This window comes from Oligoflexus sp. (assembly GCF_035638955.1).
GTDB lineage: Bacteria > Bdellovibrionota_B > Oligoflexia > Oligoflexales > Oligoflexaceae > Oligoflexus.
Window position 1 is genome coordinate 1 of the sequence record NZ_DASQYZ010000223.1, and the last position, 17,018, is coordinate 17,018.

Sequence of the window (17,018 nt, forward strand, 5' to 3'; positions counted from 1 at the left end):
CAGCTCATCCCAGTGCCAGCTGCCTGATACCGGCTTTTTCCTTTTTCTGACCGCGGCCTCGAGCTCCGGGGTATAATGGAGGACCCACCGATGAATGGTCGAGTGATCCACCTGAACACCGCGTTCAGACATCATTTCCTCGAGGTCCCTCGTGGAGAGTTTATAGCTCAGGTACCAGCGGATGGAGGTCAGGACAATCGACTTTTGAAAGTGCCGTCCTTTGAAACTCAGCGCCATAACCACTCCCTGGGTACGGTGAACTGGCAAGTATGATGATTCCCGTGTCAGGATGCTAGGGATTTTTTGCAACAGAGCCGGACGATGAACTCCTCGGGATGCTTGCAAAAATAGATGTCATCGGAGGTGATGGTCCGGATCAGCTGCAGGACCTGGGGATCACGGTAGAGATCGTTAATAACGGGCGAGAGATCAGCAATCTTCTGGCCGCCTAATACTTCCATATGCCGAGGCGTATTATACGGGGGCATGAGAAAGTTCTTGTACCTCAGGTCTTCAGCCAGCTTTTCAAACTCGGCCAGCAACCGCATGTAGCTGCGTAAGCTGAGTAGTGATCCAAGGTAGACAAACCCATCCTTTCGAAATCGATCCCTCATGAAAGCGAGAAAGTCAGGATCGGTGAAGAGAGAATTCAATCGGAAAGCCTCAGCGTTTACCTGCAATCCTTGCATAGACATGGCCTCCTCAGATCAGGGGAAATCTGCTTTTGCAATCTTAAACTCTTTTTTAAGTCACACATGCTGCGCCGTCGGACGCTGCGATTCCCACACAGGATGACACCTGGCATCCGGAGTTTAAAATTAAGTTCTAATGTTTGAAGGCTGCCTTTTTAAGATGGGAAAGTCGTAGCCTCTTGACCAAAGTCTGTCCCCGTCGGCAACTTGAGGCGGACTCTGCCATGACCCTTTTCGATTAGCAAGCAAATCCTGGTGAGCCTCGATTTGGTATGCTCGAGTAATTTGTGGCAAACGTCAATGGTACGCGCCTCCTTGCGACTTTGGTCTCACACTCATAGTTAACGCCACGCGCGGTAAGGGTCACTAGCTTAAGTGTTAAAGCAAACCTTCTCGTCACAATACAATCCTCCTGTCCTGGCCACACGATACGAGGGAATGAAAAATGGCACCAGTGTTCGTGATGAACTTCAGCGAGGAAATCAGGGTCCCCGAAAGAATGCTTGGAGATTAATCCAGGCCCTGAGTGAGTCTGGTTCACTGGATCGCGATACCGTTGCAATTCCGGCTGGAAAGAAGCGCCAGGGTTTAATCCTTTCCTCTTTTTAGCAAGAAGTTTATTTCATGGCCGCAGCAGTACCGTGAGAGATGGCGCTCCCTTGTATGGATCGTTATCTCTTTGATTTTAGATTTTTGAGAAGAGGTATTCCAGATCAGTGTCTTTGCCATAAAGGCAGGACCGGATGGTGTTTTGTCCTGTCCGAGCGTAGATGACGCAAAACCCATCTGAAATTACGTCAACATCCCCTTCGTCGTCATGGCTTCCTGCGATTTCCAGTATACATGCCTTGAACTCCGAGTCGATTCTCTTCCCGACTTCCTGCGTTCCATCAGTGCCTTGCGCCCCATGTGGTGGACGGCATTCGGTGCAAACCCGCCCACCCCCATGTTGGGTCGGTTGAAACAGTAGTCGTGGATTACCGCGGCGATTCTCCTCTGTGCTTCCGCCTCATCCACGTAGTAATCCTGCAGCTTGATTTCCTCAGTTTTGAGCGTTCCAATCACGCGCTCGGTCCTTGCGTTTCCCGTCGGTCTTCCGATCCCGGAGAGCCAGAGTTTGAGTCCTTGAACTTCGATATTCTGTCGGGTCCACTTGGACACATTGGGGCCCCATGATCGGCCATGAGCAAAGGCTTGAGCGCTGATTCCCGCAGCGAATCGATTCTTTCGATGGCTACAGCATCTGTTACAACCGCAGCCACTTCGTGGCTCGTAATTTGATGCGACAACGTCCATGAGAGGATCTTGCGCGAGTGCCAGTCGAGAAGAACCGTGAGATACATGTGCTTGCCTGCCACGCGAACCCAGGTCCAGTCAAGACCCCAAAGGAGATTCTTAGCTCGGGGCTCATGACGGAGCATGTCCTCGGGTGGAATATCGGGCTTACGTGATGATAGGTCCCAGGCGTGATTGAGCCCATTCTCTTTCAGGATCTCTGCGACCTTGGTTTTTCCGACCCATGTTCCTTTGTTCTCCAAGCCGTAGGCAATCCTTCGGCATCTGTGCTCGGGATTTTTCTGTGCGTAGTCGATCACACGTTTGATTTCCAACGGACGACGTTTGTTGAGGCCTCCAGCGCCGCCGTGGGGTTTGGGAGGAACGGAGACGGCTCGACGCCAGCGATAGACTGCCCTGGGATTGACTTCAAGGGTCGCGGCGATAGCCGTCAACGTCTCGCCCCCGGACAAGGCCTCGTCGATCCTCGCCAGAAGATTCTTGCGAAGTTAAAGGCTCAGATGCCGGCCTTTCAGCAGTCCTTGTAGTCCGAGCTCACGCCTTTTTTGAGCAATGTCAATTCGATTGTTGGTTGGGGTCTTGAAGGGCTCGCACACCTGAGCGATTATGAAGTTCTAGTCCCGGCACAATAGGGGCTGTCGACGTGAGATAGGTGCTTGAAATATGGAGGTAACTCGCGTTTGGTGTTGTGAAAAACTTAAACGCTGTCTACCATGCAACGATAGCTGCTCACGGACGAGCCTTGGACGAAGCTGAAGGCGATTATGCTGGGATCAGACATCTGCGACAAATCGAATTTGTGCACTACAGTTGAAGGCGTGCTCAATAAACTGAGAGTAGGATGTCCCCGACGTGACCTGCTTGAAGAGTTTGCTCGATGAAATTCGTTTTCCAACGGCTCAATGAATGGTCTGTCTGCCAAAGTCAAATTTGTTATTTTCAAAGCCATTGTTTAAGACTCTGATCACGAATGGACATTGATCAATGGAACGATCGTCACAGCTCATCAACATAGTGCGGGTGCGAGAAAGGAATGCGAGACTCGATGTGGGTTGACCTTGGTTCCGGCTGAAGCGTCTGATATCGCAGTTTACCCTGTGTCTAGCTAAGGATTCCCGCTCCCGGAAAGTCGGTCGCGGGCGGATAGGAACTTTATGATTCAGCGCCAGGAACCCTGTCCCACACCTGCTCAATAGATGAATTGCGGCGGCTTTAAATTGGGAGATTATTGAGGGCGACCTTTCCTAAAGTTCAAGTTCGATTGGAATTGAATCGGTCGGGTAGCGAGGCTTGCGGGATTGAGCCTTGTCCAGGATCCGGCGCAGTTCCTTGAAATTTGGTGGCTTGGTCAAGTGAACATCAAATCCTGCCTGCCGAGTCTTCTGCTGATCATCAAGCGTACCATAGCCCGTCAAGGCAACGAGTATTGTGCCTCCCGTGTCGGACAAAGCTCGGAAGCGCTTGGCGACCTCATAGCCGTTGAACTCTCCAGGCAAACCTATATCGCACAGCATGATATCTGGCGGACAGCGCCGGGCCATTTCCAGACCGCTGACGCCATCTATAGCCACCTGAACCTCATGATCCAAAACATGGGAAAAAAAGACTCGCAAGGATTCCGCAATATCGGGACTATCCTCGATCACGAGGATGCGAAGGCCAAGATTTTTTGCCCATCCTGGAGCCTTGATTCTTGGAGCCTCAGCCGTTGCGAAGCGTCCGAGCGGGAGGAGGATGCGGATCTCTGTTCCCTGACCCAAACCGCCACTCATGGCCTGGACGCTACCATCGTGTTTATCGACGAGAGCCTTGACGAGCGCAAGCCCAAGCCCAAGACCCCCGTACGATCGATCGATTGTCTGATCACCCTGGGAAAACATTTCAAAAATGTGCGGCAGAAGGTCCGCACTAATGCCCAATCCAGTATCCCGGACGGTGATAGCCGCCTTTTTCGAAGCCGCAATGGTTTCCAAGGTCAAGGTTATAGTTCCCCCTGGCTGGGTAAACTTGATGGAATTGTGCAGAATATTGGAAATGACTTGAGCCAGTCGAATCTCGTCTCCCTCGATCCAAAGAGGACCCTGCGGCAGCGCAGCCTTGAAGCTAAGCCCGGCCGTCTGGGCGATATTCCTGTAATCGGCGCTGGCATCTCTCACAATCTTCGTTAGGTCGATTTTCTCCTTCAGGATGGTGATCTTGCCTTGAGAAATCCTCGACACGTCCAAAAGGTCATCGACGAGCCGGGACATGTGGGCCACTTGACGGGAAATCATGGCGAGTGATTGAGCATGGATCTCATCTTCGTTCTCCAGGCTTTCAAGAATTTCTACTGCCACCCGAATCGGAGTCAGAGGGTTTCTAAGCTCATGGGAAAGCATGGCGATGAAGTCATCTTTGCGCCTATCGACTTCCGCCAGACGTTCCGCCTGTTGCCGCAACTCAAGTTCAAGTCTCTTAAGCACCTCGATGTCGACACTGACACCGATGACCGAGACCACCCGGCCGGTGTCGTCACGAAAGATGACTCCACGGTCCCAAATATAGGTATAGTTGTCGTGCACGTCGCGGACTCGATATTCTACGTCGTAGTTTGCTGCTCCGGATTCAAAAGCCTTAGTGGTCTCCGCAACAGTGTACTCAAAGTCGTCCGGATGAATTTTTTTTGCCCAGTCTTCCAGTTTACCCACTCCAACATCAGCGTCCTCGCCAAGAATATCGGCCAGCCCACTCAGTCGGATCACGGTATTGGTCACAGTGTTCCAATCGTAGATGAGAAACGCTGCGATCTCGCCGGCACAGCGGAAGCGTTCGGCCATCGCCCGGGCGTTTTCCTCGATGAGTTTACGGCTGGTAATGTCCTGAAGAACCGCATTGATTCCCAGAATATGCCCCTGTGCGTCCGCAACGGGATTCAGACTTGCAAGCACATAAATAGTTTTGCCGGGATTGCATGGGTCAGAAACAGCAATCTCGAAGTTGCGCATCGCTTCGCCGGTCTCGAGCTGGTATTTCATCTTTTCCCCCAGCGTTGCGGCAAGCCTGGGAAAGCATTCCTCCAGCGGACGTCCCAGCTGCATGCCACCAGATTCGCCCAGGATGACCGCCATTTGTTCATTCATGCGGACGAGGCGCAACTCATGGTTTAGGAAAGCAAGACCGACGGGGGCTATCTGATAGATCGCTTCCAGTTCGGCAAGCTGACGGTGATCGAAGCGCTGCCGCCCTGCCTCATCCTCTCGATTTCCGCTCGAATCGCTGCTATTCAACTCACGCCGTTCCAAACCCTGGCGAAGGCGATTGGCATTTTCGCTCAAGCACTTCAAAGCTTTGATCTGCAGCATTCTAAACTGGGTTGACCAATGCGTCAGAGAACATATGATGAGAATTGCTAATACCGCGGTGATGAAGACGAATATAGAAAAGCGTGCCATGGCAAGAGTTCCATCGAAAATGAACATAATTCCCCTATAATTCAAGGGGATCATATACTTCAACCCTTTATCATCGCAATAGATCTGAAAAGCTGCCTATCATCCGATCTCGACTCATTGTAGCAAACGAATCGTGTTGACCTCAGACCTCAGGACTTGCTTGACCATTAAGGTCAGGGCAATAAGGCTCTGTCGAGCATGAAAGTTCATTGCAATGAGGCTCGGCTGGCCCTGATGGTTGAGATTTAAAGCTGCCAATTGCTATGCTGTCAATCCAAAAGCGCAGCCGGTACTTGGAGACCTATGCCTGCATCTCCACCTTCGCTAACGTCGAGGCATTTATTGTTTCGCATGTTGATCAAGCGGCTATCATCACCAAAACGATCGACAGACCACTGCTGTGCGCTATTTGTCAGATCTAGAGAAAGATGATTTACAACTAACATAGCTTCCAACCTGGCGACCATATCATGACCGCTATACTACTCTACTCATGGATGAATAAAAGAAATTTTGCTGACATGGTCAATGAAAAGCATGATCTGTTTGTCGTGATTCAAGCAGCGAATCTGTTTTTTTGATCATATCTTCGTCCAGAAGAGAAAATGCCTGGCTTGTTCCTCATGAGCTAAAAATACGCGATTGTTCCTGTGAAAACAACTCACTGTACTGACGGGCACCTGTACCGCCACCTTTTAGAATGATCATCAGGCTCTGACAGCCGTGGTGCATCCAAAAAGTGATAAGAAATCGGTCGACCTCTACGATCTGGCTGTTGTCAACCTTCCTTTGGCAACAGCGCCTGCTGTGAGCCGGCTCATCGATAGAAAACCCAAAGTCCAGGTTGCTGTGGTGTTGGTAGGCTATGGCGACAATGAGTTTTTTCCCGATACCCCCGAGACAGCTGGCGGAGGGGTCAAGCGCTACGGAAAAAATGAAATCGCGATGTTTGATGCGGAGATGATCACAGTTTTCGGTGTTCCTGGAAAGCTGCCCGAAATTCCGATATCGTGTAATGATCCCATGCAAGCGCTTCTCTTTATAGCCTTATGATAACCGCTCGCGCCAATGACCTTGAACCTTACGAGTACCTCACCCACATTTTTGCAGCGCTTCCTAAGGCTGCTTCCCTGGACGACTTTGAATCACTTTTGCCTGAACTGCTCCCTAAGCTGTTCGCTGACAAAGGCTGCCTTTCGCTGCTATAATGGAGGGGCTGCCAGCAAATTCTCAAGGGACGTCCATGCACAAAACATCATTGCTTGTCTTCTGTCTATTTTTGTTCGGATTAACTCGTGCCGTTTGCGCCGATACGGTTCGCTTTCAGATCCCGAAAGAACCGCGAAAAATCAGTCCCTATATTTATGGGCTTGGCACCTATCTGCATGAAGATCGTGATCAGGAAGGCGTATGGGAGCTGCGCCCGACACTCTATCGCTGGGGCGGAAATACCAGCAGCCGCTTTAACTATAAACTGGACGCCTGGAACGCAGCAGGCGATTGGTTTTTTCGAAATTTCAAGGCCCAGAGGCCAAACATGATCGGCCGGTTCATGGAAGAAAATCGGCGCAATGGGGCAGCCTCGGCCATCACTCTTCCAATGCTCCCATGGATAGCCAAAGACGGGGCTACGGCCAGCTATCCGCGTAGCAAGTTTCCCCAGCAGCAGCATTTTGATGGAGACGCCGGTAATGGGCGTGCGCCCGACGGCAAGCCGTTGCTTGCAGACCCGACGACCACAAGTATTCCCAACAGCCCTGAGTTTGTGGCTGAATGGGTTCGCACACTTAAAGGACAGTTTGGCAATCATCCGCATTTTTATATCATGGACAATGAGCCCATGCTCTGGAACAGCACCCACAGGGATGTTCACCCACTTCCCTTGCGATACGATGATTACTTCGCGCGTTATGTTAGCTTTGCCCAGGCTGTCCGCAAAGCCGATCCTGAAGCCGTCATCATTGGTCCAGCGGCTTGGGGCTGGCTGGAGATGCAGCTCTCCGCCTGGGATATCGAGGGCCCTCATAGCAAGGGGCGCAAGCGAACCGATCGCCTGGCTCATGGTGACAAGCCCTTTCTCCAGTGGTTCCTGGATGAGCTGAAAAAGAAAGAGCAGGAGCTGAAAGTTTCGCTGCTTGATCAACTGGATGTTCATAATTATCCCGAGAAGGATAGCTGGCCACCTGGGGGTGATGAAGCCCCAGCGCGTCGCAAGGCTTTGCTCCAATCCACAAGATCGCTCTGGGACCGTGATTATCGGGATCAGAGTTGGATCAATGAAAAGATCTACTTGATTCCCCGTCTCAAGGAAATGGCCGAGAATTTCAAGAAAGGCACCAAAGTCGCGATAGGTGAATACAACTATCGCGCCGAGCGCGACGTGTCAGGCGCTGTGGCTCAAGCCGAGATACTTGGCATTTTTGCACAGACCGGCTTGGATTCCGCTCAATATTGGGACTTTCCTAAACGCGGCAACAGCCACCGCTGGGCTTTCATACTTTTCCGCAATTATGATGGGAAGGGCCGGGGATTTGGTGATGAATGGATTGAAAACTCGGTCCAAAGTCAGGAAGAACTCTCTGTCTATGCAGCACGTCAAGCCAAGGACAAACGTATTACCATTGTACTCCTGAATAAAAGTGTCGATAAAGAGCAAAGCCTGCAGCTGGATTTGGCAGGGTTGCCGGTACCGAAGAAGCTGGAGCTTTATAGTTTTGTATCAGAGAAATTGGATGGTGTGATCGTGCGCAAACAGCGGACTCTGCCGCCTGGCAAGCAGACCACATTGAGTCTGAGTCCCTTGAGTATGCATCTTGTCGAGCTGAATTACTGAGGGCGTTGGAAGGAACTCATATGCTGATCGATCGGGTGCGGGGTATCCCTTATCAGGATTTTTTGAGGCTCTATGTTTTGCCTCGCAAACCTGTGTTGATCGAAGGCGCTATCGATCATTGGCAGGCTCGCCAGTGGACACCAGAAAACCTTGCGGAAAGGCTCTATCAAACTCCCATCCGGTTTCGCAGCGAGCAGGGGAATATTGAAGGCCTCTGCGGTCCTTTGATCGAGCGGGTTTTGTCGGGCCAGGAACCCGGCCTTTATCTGCGCAATATCGATTTGAGCCGGGACCTGCCGCAACTGATTCCGGATGTTACGCCTAACCTCAACTATGCTCGCACCGATTGGCGTTCAACCCGGCTTTTGCCTCATCATTGGTTGGTCAGACCGGGATTGCAGGAGCTCTTCATAGGCGGGAAGGGTACGAAATTTCCAGTCCTGCATGTGGACTACTGGGGCATGGATGCTTTTCTTTCGCAGATTTACGGCGAAAAGGAACTGATACTCTTCGGTCCGGACCAATCCCCCTATCTTTATCAGAACCAAAAAAATCCGCTCCTCAGCGACATCAATCATGTTCTGGAACCGGATCGGGAACGCTTTCCTCTCTTCGGGAACGCGAATCCAATTAAGCTGATCATGAAACCCGGTGATACGGTCTACAATCCAAATGGTTGGTGGCATACCACGCAGACGAATGAACTGTCGATCACGATCATTCAGGCGGTATGGAATCGCGCGAACTGGCCCATCCTGATAGGGGAGCTTAAGCGTACGGCGCGGGATAGGTCCTGGATACAAACGGCAGTGATGATTCAGTATCTCCACCTTTTAAAACCGTGGCTCCTTTTGCGAGAAAAATGGCATGAACATCTACTCCAGTGATGAGTTCCTGCATATTGTCGTAGAAGCTTTTTTTTCCGGTCAGAGCTGGGCGATTGAGTTCGTGCAGGTTCGCGGACAATTTTTTCGTGTGCTGGTGATCGATGGCAAGCAGGTGATTGGTAGCGTTCCCTTTATGGATTTTTTGGAAGCCTTGCCTGCACCCGAACATCCGATGCCGAGAAAAGGAGCCTGGCTGCCGCGGGTAAGTCACAAGCTGGTTGTGGTGGACGAGTGGCGAAAGGGCGGATTTCCCCACGGAATGGAAGCCTCACCGACAATTCTATGGGAAGACTGGCGGGAATTTTCCAGCTTTGTGCAGTATGCTCAGGAAAACAATAGCCAGGCCTTTAGCAAGCGACAGAAAAAAAAATGGGGAAGAATACCGGGCGAGCTTCAGGGTTCCTTGCGTTATGAATACCGGATTACGAAGGCTAGCGCGGAGCCGCTATTGGCCTTATTGATGGACTGGAAAACCAAACAGTATCAGCGCACAGGCCTTATGGATACCTTTGCGAGACCACGCACCCGCAAGTTTTTTGAACTCCTCCTCCAGGCCGATCTCCTGCAGCTATCTGGAGTTTTTGCCGGTGATAAACCCTTGGCCCTCCATGCTGGTTTTGTGCGGGAAGGACGATTTTATTTCGTTCTGCCGGCCTACGATATCGAGTATCAGCAGTATAAGTCTGGACAGCTCCTGCTGGAGTCCATGCTCGAATCCAGTTTTCACGCCGGCCATAGAGAATTCGATTTTCTGCTTGGAGATGAACCCTACAAATTTTATTACGCGAACCGGGTTCGCATTGTGGGTCCTTTGGGCTATCGTTTCGTCAAGGACAAGGTCTATGCCCCTCTGCGCCGTGCGACTATGCAGATTGTACGACGGCAGGCCGGTCTTTATCGTGGTCTGCAGAAGCTCAAGAGGTCTTTGAAAGAGCGAGGTATTTTGTAACAGGAGTGGAACGACGCAAGCGATAGTAAAGGGACGTCAGGGCCATATACAAGAGGATGCGTTGATAGGACCAGGTCCCGATGATGACAAAGCGCGGCAATACCGCGCCCTCCACAAGTTCCTGAGCCTCATAGGGAGCCGAATAGGTGGTCCAGATGCGGCGTATTCCGCTTCTCCTCAGGAGCTCGATATGCTCGATTTGATAGTCCCGTGCGGGTGTTCCGAATGGGATGGCAAAGTCCTCGAATGGCCCTAGAAGCCTTTGCATATCCTCGAGCGAGGTTTTTATCTCTGCCAGTGCACGCTCCGGAGACATATGGCTGAATCGCATATGCGAGTTGCTGTGATTCCCCAGACGAACTCCAGGTATGCCTGCTAATTCCCCAAGATCCGCTAGAGTTGTCAAACGGAAAGGTTCACAATCTGGAAAAATTCGCAGACTCGGATCCCTGGCGTCAAGTTCTGGATCAGGATTCATATTGATATGCAGGTAGAGGTTTTCTCCGGGAGCCAGCTGGGGAAACGTGCGGGCATCAAGCTGCTTTTTGAGAATCATCATCGCAGGATCGGTTTCCCCATGCTGAGCTATCTCAAAGCGATCCCAGCGGAAACCAAGCCTTTTTTCGAGTTTGATAGGACAGATAAATACTATCCAGCCTAGATAGGGATGCCGAGGTGCATGGGTCTTCACGAAGTCAATGGCATCCGTATAGCCATCGTCAAAGGAGAGGGTGAGGCGGGATGGGCCTTTCTGATGAAAATCACCGACCAGAGCCAGAATCCGGATCAGCTTGTCTCTTTCAATGGTGTTGGCAGGGTAGGGATCGGTCGGGCGGCGCACATCACAAACCCGATGGAGGCACATCGTAAGGTGTCGGGTTCCCAGGGATAAGCGATAGATTCTGGCAATAACCCCAGGCGGACAGAAAGCTGCCAGTACTGTCGCGAATAAATTGATGAGTCGTCGCATGCGGAGCTCATTGGTCAAAGATTTATTATAGCAATAAACCTTGCTTACAAGTATGAGCCAGGTCTAAGGAATATGCGGTTAGCAACCGATAAACAATCGTGTCTCATGACTTAACGCGCAGCAAAGAACGAGGTTTTCTCCGGATGTTGCGAAGGTATCGAGTTCTTGTCATCGCTGAGCAAGCCAATCCAGAGTGGGTGAGTGTTCCTTTGGTCGGTTGGATGCAAACCTGCGCTTTGGAACGAGTGTGTGACGTCCACCTTGTTACGCATATCCGTAACAAAGAAGCCATAGATCGGACATCCTTCCCACGGGAGCGAATCACTTACATCGAGCCCGGCCTCACTCAAAGCTTTCTCAATTGGGCCTCGTCTTTTGTTAGCCAGAAGGGTGGTTGGACGACGAAGAATGTCCTTAAATTGCCTATGTACTATGCCTTCGAGCTGCGGACATGGAAGTTGTTTAAAAAGGCCCTGGCCGCCGGCGAATACGATGTGGTCCATCGCATCACGCCATTGAGCCCCGCTGTGCCCAGCTTGATTGTCAATCGTTTGCGAGCAATCAACATCCCCTTTGTACTGGGACCTATCAATGGGGGCCTCAAGTGGCCCGAAGGCTTCAAGCACATCCAGCATCAGGAACGCGAGTGGCTCACTCCTTTCCGTAAACTGAAAAATTTCCTGCCCTACATGCGTTCCATGATGAAACACACCCGGGCGATACTGGTCGGTTCAAACGCTGCATTTGAAGACGTTCATCCTGATCTGCGAAGCAAGTGCTTCTATATACCCGAGAACGGTATCCTTCCACAGGACTATAAGGATAGCGCTTCCTATTCACGCCAAGGTCCGATGCGGGTGGCTTTCGTCGGGCGGCTCGTGCCTCTGAAGTGTGTTGACATCATACTCGAGGCCTGCGCTCCCTCGATAAGACTCGGCAAAACTGAAGTGCACATTATCGGCGATGGTCCCGAGCGAGAGTCCCTTGAGAACCTGGCTCGTGAGTTGACCCAAGGCCAGGGTATTGTCTTTCACGGCTGGGTTCCGCATAGTCAGGTCCGTAGCGAGCTGGTTAGAAATCAGGTGTTTGCTTTTCCCAGTATCAAAGAATTCGGGGGCGGCGCTGTCATCGAAGCCATGGGCCTTGGCCTTGTGCCCATAGTCGCCAACTATGGTGGCATTGCGGAGGTCGTGCGTCCTGATTGTGGCTTCCATATTGCCTTGAGTAATAGAGACGGCATGGTCCAGGCCATGCAGGCTGTGATCGATCAACTCTTGAATAATCCTGTCCAGATACAAACACTCGGTACGAAGGCTCGACAGCGTATACTCGAATACTACTCCTGGGATCACAAGGCCCAACAAATGCTGGATGTGTATGCCTGGGTCACTGGTCAGGTTGCGGAGCGGCCCGCTTACGATCCACCAACTGACGCCCTGAAGTCAGCGGGTTAGGCAGGAGCAAGCAGTATGAAATGGGCCGATTTCAAAGAGCGCTATGAAATGTTTGGTTGGATGGGTGTGGCGACCGCCATGTGCTCTGTCCTGATCAATCGCATTTTCTATTTCGATCACCTCTACCTCATGACTCTGTCCCTGGTGGACACGGACCCCAGCTTCATCCAAGCCCTGCCGCAATTTGAAAGCGGCTTTATGAGTGAAGAACTTATCAAACATTTTGCCCAAAACACGAAATATCATCTGCATCAGGATTTTTTGAATTGCGCCCTGCAAAACGGCGATCATTGCTACGGCATAAGACAAGGGCAGGAATTGGCAAGTTACGGCTGGTATTCTACAAAGGCAACTCCCGTCACATCTGACTTCAAGATTCATTTTCCCCCTGAGTACGTATATATGCATCACGGCTACACCAATCCCGATTTTCGTGGCCAAAGGCTTCATGCTTATGGCATGGCGCATGCGCTGCAGCATTTCACAGATAGAAATTACAAGGGATTGATGTCCATAGTCGGCGGGGAAAATATTGCGTCGCTCAAGTCCACTCATCGCTTGGGCTATCGAATCGTCGGCAGGATTTATCTGTTTGCCTGTATGAATCACTTCTTCGTGTTTCATGACAGCGGTACCCGCGCCTTCCGTACCTGGTTAACCCCACTGCGGGCTGATCTCAAAACATTTTGGAACGGACCAGGACCTGATCAGAACAAGGCGGCCTGAGGTTCAGTTATCGCGAAAGAACCGCCTATAGGTCGAGAAGGGATGTCTCACGTAGTGGAACATCTGAGTCAGGACATCACCAAAGAAGGGACGTCGATCACTGCGATCCATCACGGCATCCACATAGTGAGTTTGATCCTCATAGAGCCACTTCAGCCAACCCGTGTATTCTTTCCAGGAAATATTGCGTCCCATCAGAGCTGTGCTCAGGAAGAGGTAAAAGAGCCATTTAATGCTGTAGATATCCTTGCTGTGACTTTTCCACGCTTTGGCCGTCGTCACGAGTTGATTCAATTCAGCAGATTTTCCTGCAGCAGCCATATAGACGAGACCGGGAATCGGCAGGTCGCGCGCAATTTCAAAGGCCATTTGGCTATAGTAGCGAGGATTGAAGTCGATCAGCAGATAGGTCTCGGTTTCCTCAACATAGATCATCTCCAGTTCGAAGGCTCCAAAGTACTTGGCTTCCTTACAGAAAAGGCGACAGGCTTCGGCGATTTCAGGGGGAATATCGCAACCTTGAAAACATAGCCCAATTCCGAGTTTCCGTGGCCTTTGTATGACTTTTTTGGAACCGCGAACCAGAAAGATTTCACCGGATTCCAGGGTCACACCGGCAATGCTTAGGGTATTGCCCATCGCATCCTTATGGAAACTCTGGATCATGGGCCACTCGATAAAAGGATCGATTGCCTTGATCTCGGGCACGTAGCTATTCTTTTTCATGAATTTCGGATAGGCTTCGAGTAACTCGGCCTTGGTCTGGCAGATGTGGCCTTTGGCGCGAGTGATGGAGCCGATCTGGGTGCGGGGTTTGATCAGAACCGGATATTCCAGTCCCTCAGCCACCTTCTGCAAGTCAAATTCGGAATGAACCAGGTGAGTTTTGGGAGCCTTGAGGCCAGCCTTCTCACAAAGTTCATGCAACTTCACCTTATTCAGGAGCGAGTAAATCGTTTCCGAGCCTGGTTGTAGCATGTAGTAATACTGAGATAGGTTCTTCTTGCGACTTGCGTAGATCCATGCCGTGTCATCACTGGTAGGATAAAGGAACAGTCCTGGCTGGCGCTGTCCGAAATCCAAAAGCCAATCACTGAAGGCCTGCCAGTCACTAACGTTAGGACAGCGAATGACTTTGGTCACATATTTCGATAGCGCCGACGGCACGAAACGCCGCCATTCAGCGAGATAAACAGGGATACCCAGCTTGCCGAAGTAACGTGCAGCGGCCAGGGTTCCGTAGTAATCACCAAGAGTGAGAAGCACACCCTGACAAGCCAGACTCGTGCCTTTCGACCAATTGATGTTTGTCACGTTGTGATGGACCCCAAGGGGGGATTCCTGGAATCCAAACATAGGGATCTAACCTCTCTTACGATGGTTTGAGGGGCTTGAGATTCTGTTGCAAACCAGCCGAAATTGTAAAAATTCCCTAATTTTTTTAGGGAGATGCCCTTCCGAAAGTCATGCAAAAAAAACAGAATGTATTTTTAAAAGTTGCAACTCTATCGGAATTTCTCAGTGATTTCTTGAGTTAAACCCGACTTTGGCGGAGAAATGATGGAAATGTAACGATAATTTGCTTAAGGCGACCTTGGTAATTTTCAGGGTTTGGTAGGCAAAGCGTTCCCTGGCTTCGCAGAACTAACATGATAAATTCAAAGCAGGCCATTGCGCGTATCGACTCTGGAACAACGGAACAAAGAGCCATGGATCAGCAAGAAAAACCGACCCGGAACTATTCCTTTCGCGCCGACATAGAGGATATCGCCGGCCCTGTGCCGGACAAGCTCTACTTCATAAAGCTTTTCAAGCGGCACTATCGTTTCTGGCTGCTGGGCAGTGCTCTGATCTTTGCTGTGGCGCTCTCCGTCTCCATCTTTGTGCAGAACGTGTATACCGCTAATATTCATGCTATTTTTGACCAAACAGACATGGCAGGTACGGGCGTAAGCATCAATCCTCAGGTGAGTTACAACACGGTAGCCCGTCTCTTCAGAGCCCGTTTCCGCTCACAGGAATTTCTCGCCGAGCTGGTGCAAAAAATGGGTGGCGGTGAGGCTCTCTTCCCTCCCGGCAAGTTTAATTTCATCGATGAGGGCGTGCAGGCTGCAAAAGACAAGGTGAAAGCCCTTGTGTTGAATGTAAAGCCGAAAAAAGCCGATCCAGATGCTTCGCCGGATGCGCGATTTTCCCGCAATTTGACCAAGATGCTCGACGTCTATCCGGAGCCGGAATCCGGTATCCTGACTCTGACTGTCTATTCCCAGTCACCAGAGATCTCGACCGAGTTGGCCAGTCAGGCTATGGAGTTGTTCATTACGCGGGAGCTGGAAGATCAGATCAAGAATCTGGAACTGAAACTGGAATTCTATCGGAACGATACCGTCCCCATTGCGAGCTCGAATAAAGAATCCGTGGATAAGAACGGGGACAAGAAGGCCAGCGCCGCTGACAGTCAGCCCAACCGACTGAACATGATGAAGATCAATGAGAAAGAGTCGGAAATTCTTGATAAGATTCGCTTGGCTAACGATGAGGTCTCGCGAATCAAAGCGGAACGCAGTTCGGCCAACAACACGCTCGGGTCCGAGATTGCGAAACTGCTGACTAACTTGCAACCCAATCATCCCATGCTCATCAGCAAGAAGCGCGAGCTGGACTCGAAGATGAATGTGTTGAACGCGGCAGGAGATGCAGCGCAAAAAGAATTGGAACAATGGAAGCAGGCACTGTGGTCCATTCGCGCCACCAAAACCGGCCCGACCCGGGAAACCGTGGACACGGCTGCAACCAGTGTCGGTTATCAAGGCGCTTTTTACGTCGCGTTGAATGATCGTATCAAGGATCTCGATCTGGAGATCAAGAATCTGCAGAGGCAGAAATCGGACCCCAACTTGAGAACACGTCTGCGGATCTTGTTTCCTGCGTCCTTCGATGCCGTGCCCTTTGCCAATAAGAAGCGGGACCTTTTCATCGCCATATTCGTCCTGGGTTTGGCTTTTGTCTTTGGCTTCACCCTGGTGCAGGAAATTCGTTGTCCCTTGGCCCGTGACGATTGGCGCATTCAACGGGCTTCAGGTCAACCCATTATCACTCAGATCTCCAAAACCAATCTGGAAGCAGGCGAGCAGGTTTCGGCCCAGACCGCCGATAGTCTTCGTGAAAAACTGTTCAAGGACAGCGCTCAGGATACCCGTGCGAAAAATTTCCTATCCTATCGACGGTGGGAGCTGGCTGTTGAAAAACACTGCAAAGGTTCGGTCTTGCTCCTTCTGGGCTCGGGATCGACCGATGAAATCGGGTCGGTGATCTATAACTTTTTCAATATCTTCACTACTGATACCGGAAAAAAATGCCTCCTGGTGGATCTGGATCATAAGGATCCTGTTGTGGCCGGGCAGCCGAAACCCAAAACTGGTTTCGTCGAAGCGGTGCTGGGGCAAAGTTCGATCCAGGATGCCATCTGTCTGGGGAAACAATTCGGCTTGGGTTTTGATTTCATACCTCCTCCAGCTGAGCTTTCTGGTGAACGTACCCGTATCTTTCGGAAAAAAAGCCTGCAGGCATTTTTCGCCAACGCTGGCCAAGGCTACGATTTGGTCTTCGTACGGGGCCTTCCTGAATATCATTTCATAGAGAATACCTGCCTTCTGGAAGCGGCTGATGATTGCATCCTCTGTGTTGACGCCAGTCGAACGCAATTCGCTGAGTTGCGTCGGACAGTGATGCACATGGATTCCGAGAAGCTTCGAGGGCTCGTTGTCATAGGTAGCTAAG

At 51.0% G+C, this 17,018-nt stretch carries 14 protein-coding genes and 2 pseudogenes; 9 read left to right on the top strand and 7 right to left on the bottom strand.

All coding sequences use genetic code 11. The annotated features are described in order from the left end of the window. From VE954_RS21075 to VE954_RS21090, 4 genes and pseudogenes are all read right to left on the bottom strand, one after another. A pseudogene (locus tag VE954_RS21075) lies at positions 1-237 on the bottom strand (IS6 family transposase); the annotation flags it as partial. Between the two features lie 47 nt (positions 238-284). Next, on the bottom strand, positions 285-689 hold the full coding sequence (locus tag VE954_RS21080; RefSeq protein WP_324956441.1) for a HalD/BesD family halogenase: 405 nt from the start codon (positions 687-689) through the stop codon (positions 285-287). A gap of 795 nt (positions 690-1,484) precedes the next feature. Beyond that, a complete protein-coding gene (locus VE954_RS21085) occupies positions 1,485-1,757 on the bottom strand; it encodes a hypothetical protein (protein WP_324956443.1) in 273 nt (90 codons plus the stop codon). Beyond that, positions 1,754-2,422, bottom strand: a complete 669-nt coding sequence (locus VE954_RS21090; protein ID WP_324956445.1) for a DDE-type integrase/transposase/recombinase — start codon at positions 2,420-2,422, stop codon at positions 1,754-1,756. Before VE954_RS21090 ends, VE954_RS21085 begins: the two co-directional genes overlap by 4 nt. Before the next feature lie 330 nt (positions 2,423-2,752). Between VE954_RS21090 and VE954_RS44355 the strand changes: the two are divergent. After that, positions 2,753-2,861 (top strand): annotated as a pseudogene (locus tag VE954_RS44355) (IS5/IS1182 family transposase); the annotation flags it as partial. A 371-nt stretch (positions 2,862-3,232) separates the two neighbouring features. On the opposite strand, the gene VE954_RS21095 reads toward VE954_RS44355, so the two are convergent. Then, complete coding sequence (locus VE954_RS21095) at positions 3,233-5,419, bottom strand: PAS domain-containing hybrid sensor histidine kinase/response regulator (protein ID WP_324956447.1); 2,187 nt, start codon at positions 5,417-5,419, stop codon at positions 3,233-3,235. A 723-nt stretch (positions 5,420-6,142) separates the two neighbouring features. Here VE954_RS21095 and VE954_RS21100 point away from each other — a divergent pair. The 5 genes from VE954_RS21100 to VE954_RS21120 are packed head-to-tail and all read left to right on the top strand — an operon-like array spanning position 6,143 to position 10,088. Continuing rightward, positions 6,143-6,472 (top strand): hypothetical protein, encoded by a 330-nt coding sequence (locus VE954_RS21100; protein ID WP_324956449.1) that lies wholly within the window; start codon positions 6,143-6,145, stop codon positions 6,470-6,472. Then, the gene (locus tag VE954_RS21105) at positions 6,469-6,627 is read left to right on the top strand and encodes a transposase domain-containing protein (RefSeq protein ID WP_414699023.1); all 159 of its coding nucleotides are present in this window, start codon (positions 6,469-6,471) and stop codon (positions 6,625-6,627) included. The genes VE954_RS21100 and VE954_RS21105 overlap by 4 nt, the downstream gene beginning before the upstream one ends. Positions 6,628-6,662: 35 nt before the next feature. Then, entirely contained in the window at positions 6,663-8,252 is a 1,590-nt protein-coding gene (locus tag VE954_RS21110) for a glycoside hydrolase family 44 protein (protein WP_324956451.1), read from the top strand. Between the two features lie 20 nt (positions 8,253-8,272). Continuing rightward, positions 8,273-9,139: a cupin-like domain-containing protein gene (locus tag VE954_RS21115; RefSeq protein WP_324956453.1), complete on the top strand. Its 867-nt coding sequence runs from the start codon at positions 8,273-8,275 to the stop codon at positions 9,137-9,139. Beyond that, complete coding sequence (locus tag VE954_RS21120; protein ID WP_324956454.1) at positions 9,120-10,088, top strand: GNAT family N-acetyltransferase; 969 nt, start codon at positions 9,120-9,122, stop codon at positions 10,086-10,088. The genes VE954_RS21115 and VE954_RS21120 overlap by 20 nt, the downstream gene beginning before the upstream one ends. Here VE954_RS21120 and VE954_RS21125 read toward each other — a convergent pair. Further along, on the bottom strand, positions 10,054-11,058 hold the full coding sequence (locus VE954_RS21125) for a hypothetical protein (RefSeq protein WP_324956456.1): 1,005 nt from the start codon (positions 11,056-11,058) through the stop codon (positions 10,054-10,056). The genes VE954_RS21120 and VE954_RS21125 overlap by 35 nt on opposite strands. Positions 11,059-11,201: 143 nt before the next feature. Here VE954_RS21125 and VE954_RS21130 point away from each other — a divergent pair, with 143 nt between their 5' ends. Then, positions 11,202-12,512 (top strand): glycosyltransferase family 4 protein, encoded by a 1,311-nt coding sequence (locus tag VE954_RS21130; protein WP_324956458.1) that lies wholly within the window; start codon positions 11,202-11,204, stop codon positions 12,510-12,512. A 15-nt stretch (positions 12,513-12,527) separates the two neighbouring features. Then, positions 12,528-13,238 carry a GNAT family N-acetyltransferase gene (locus tag VE954_RS21135; protein ID WP_324956461.1) on the top strand — a complete coding sequence of 237 codons (711 nt, stop codon included), beginning with the start codon at positions 12,528-12,530 and terminating at the stop codon, positions 13,236-13,238. Between the two features lie 3 nt (positions 13,239-13,241). Here VE954_RS21135 and VE954_RS21140 read toward each other — a convergent pair whose 3' ends face one another. Beyond that, positions 13,242-14,552: a hypothetical protein gene (locus VE954_RS21140; RefSeq protein WP_324956463.1), complete on the bottom strand. Its 1,311-nt coding sequence runs from the start codon at positions 14,550-14,552 to the stop codon at positions 13,242-13,244. A 335-nt stretch (positions 14,553-14,887) separates the two neighbouring features. Here VE954_RS21140 and VE954_RS21145 point away from each other — a divergent pair, with 335 nt between their 5' ends. Further along, a complete protein-coding gene (locus VE954_RS21145) occupies positions 14,888-17,017 on the top strand; it encodes a hypothetical protein (RefSeq protein WP_324956465.1) in 2,130 nt (709 codons plus the stop codon). The last annotated feature ends 1 nt before the right edge of the window (position 17,018 follow it).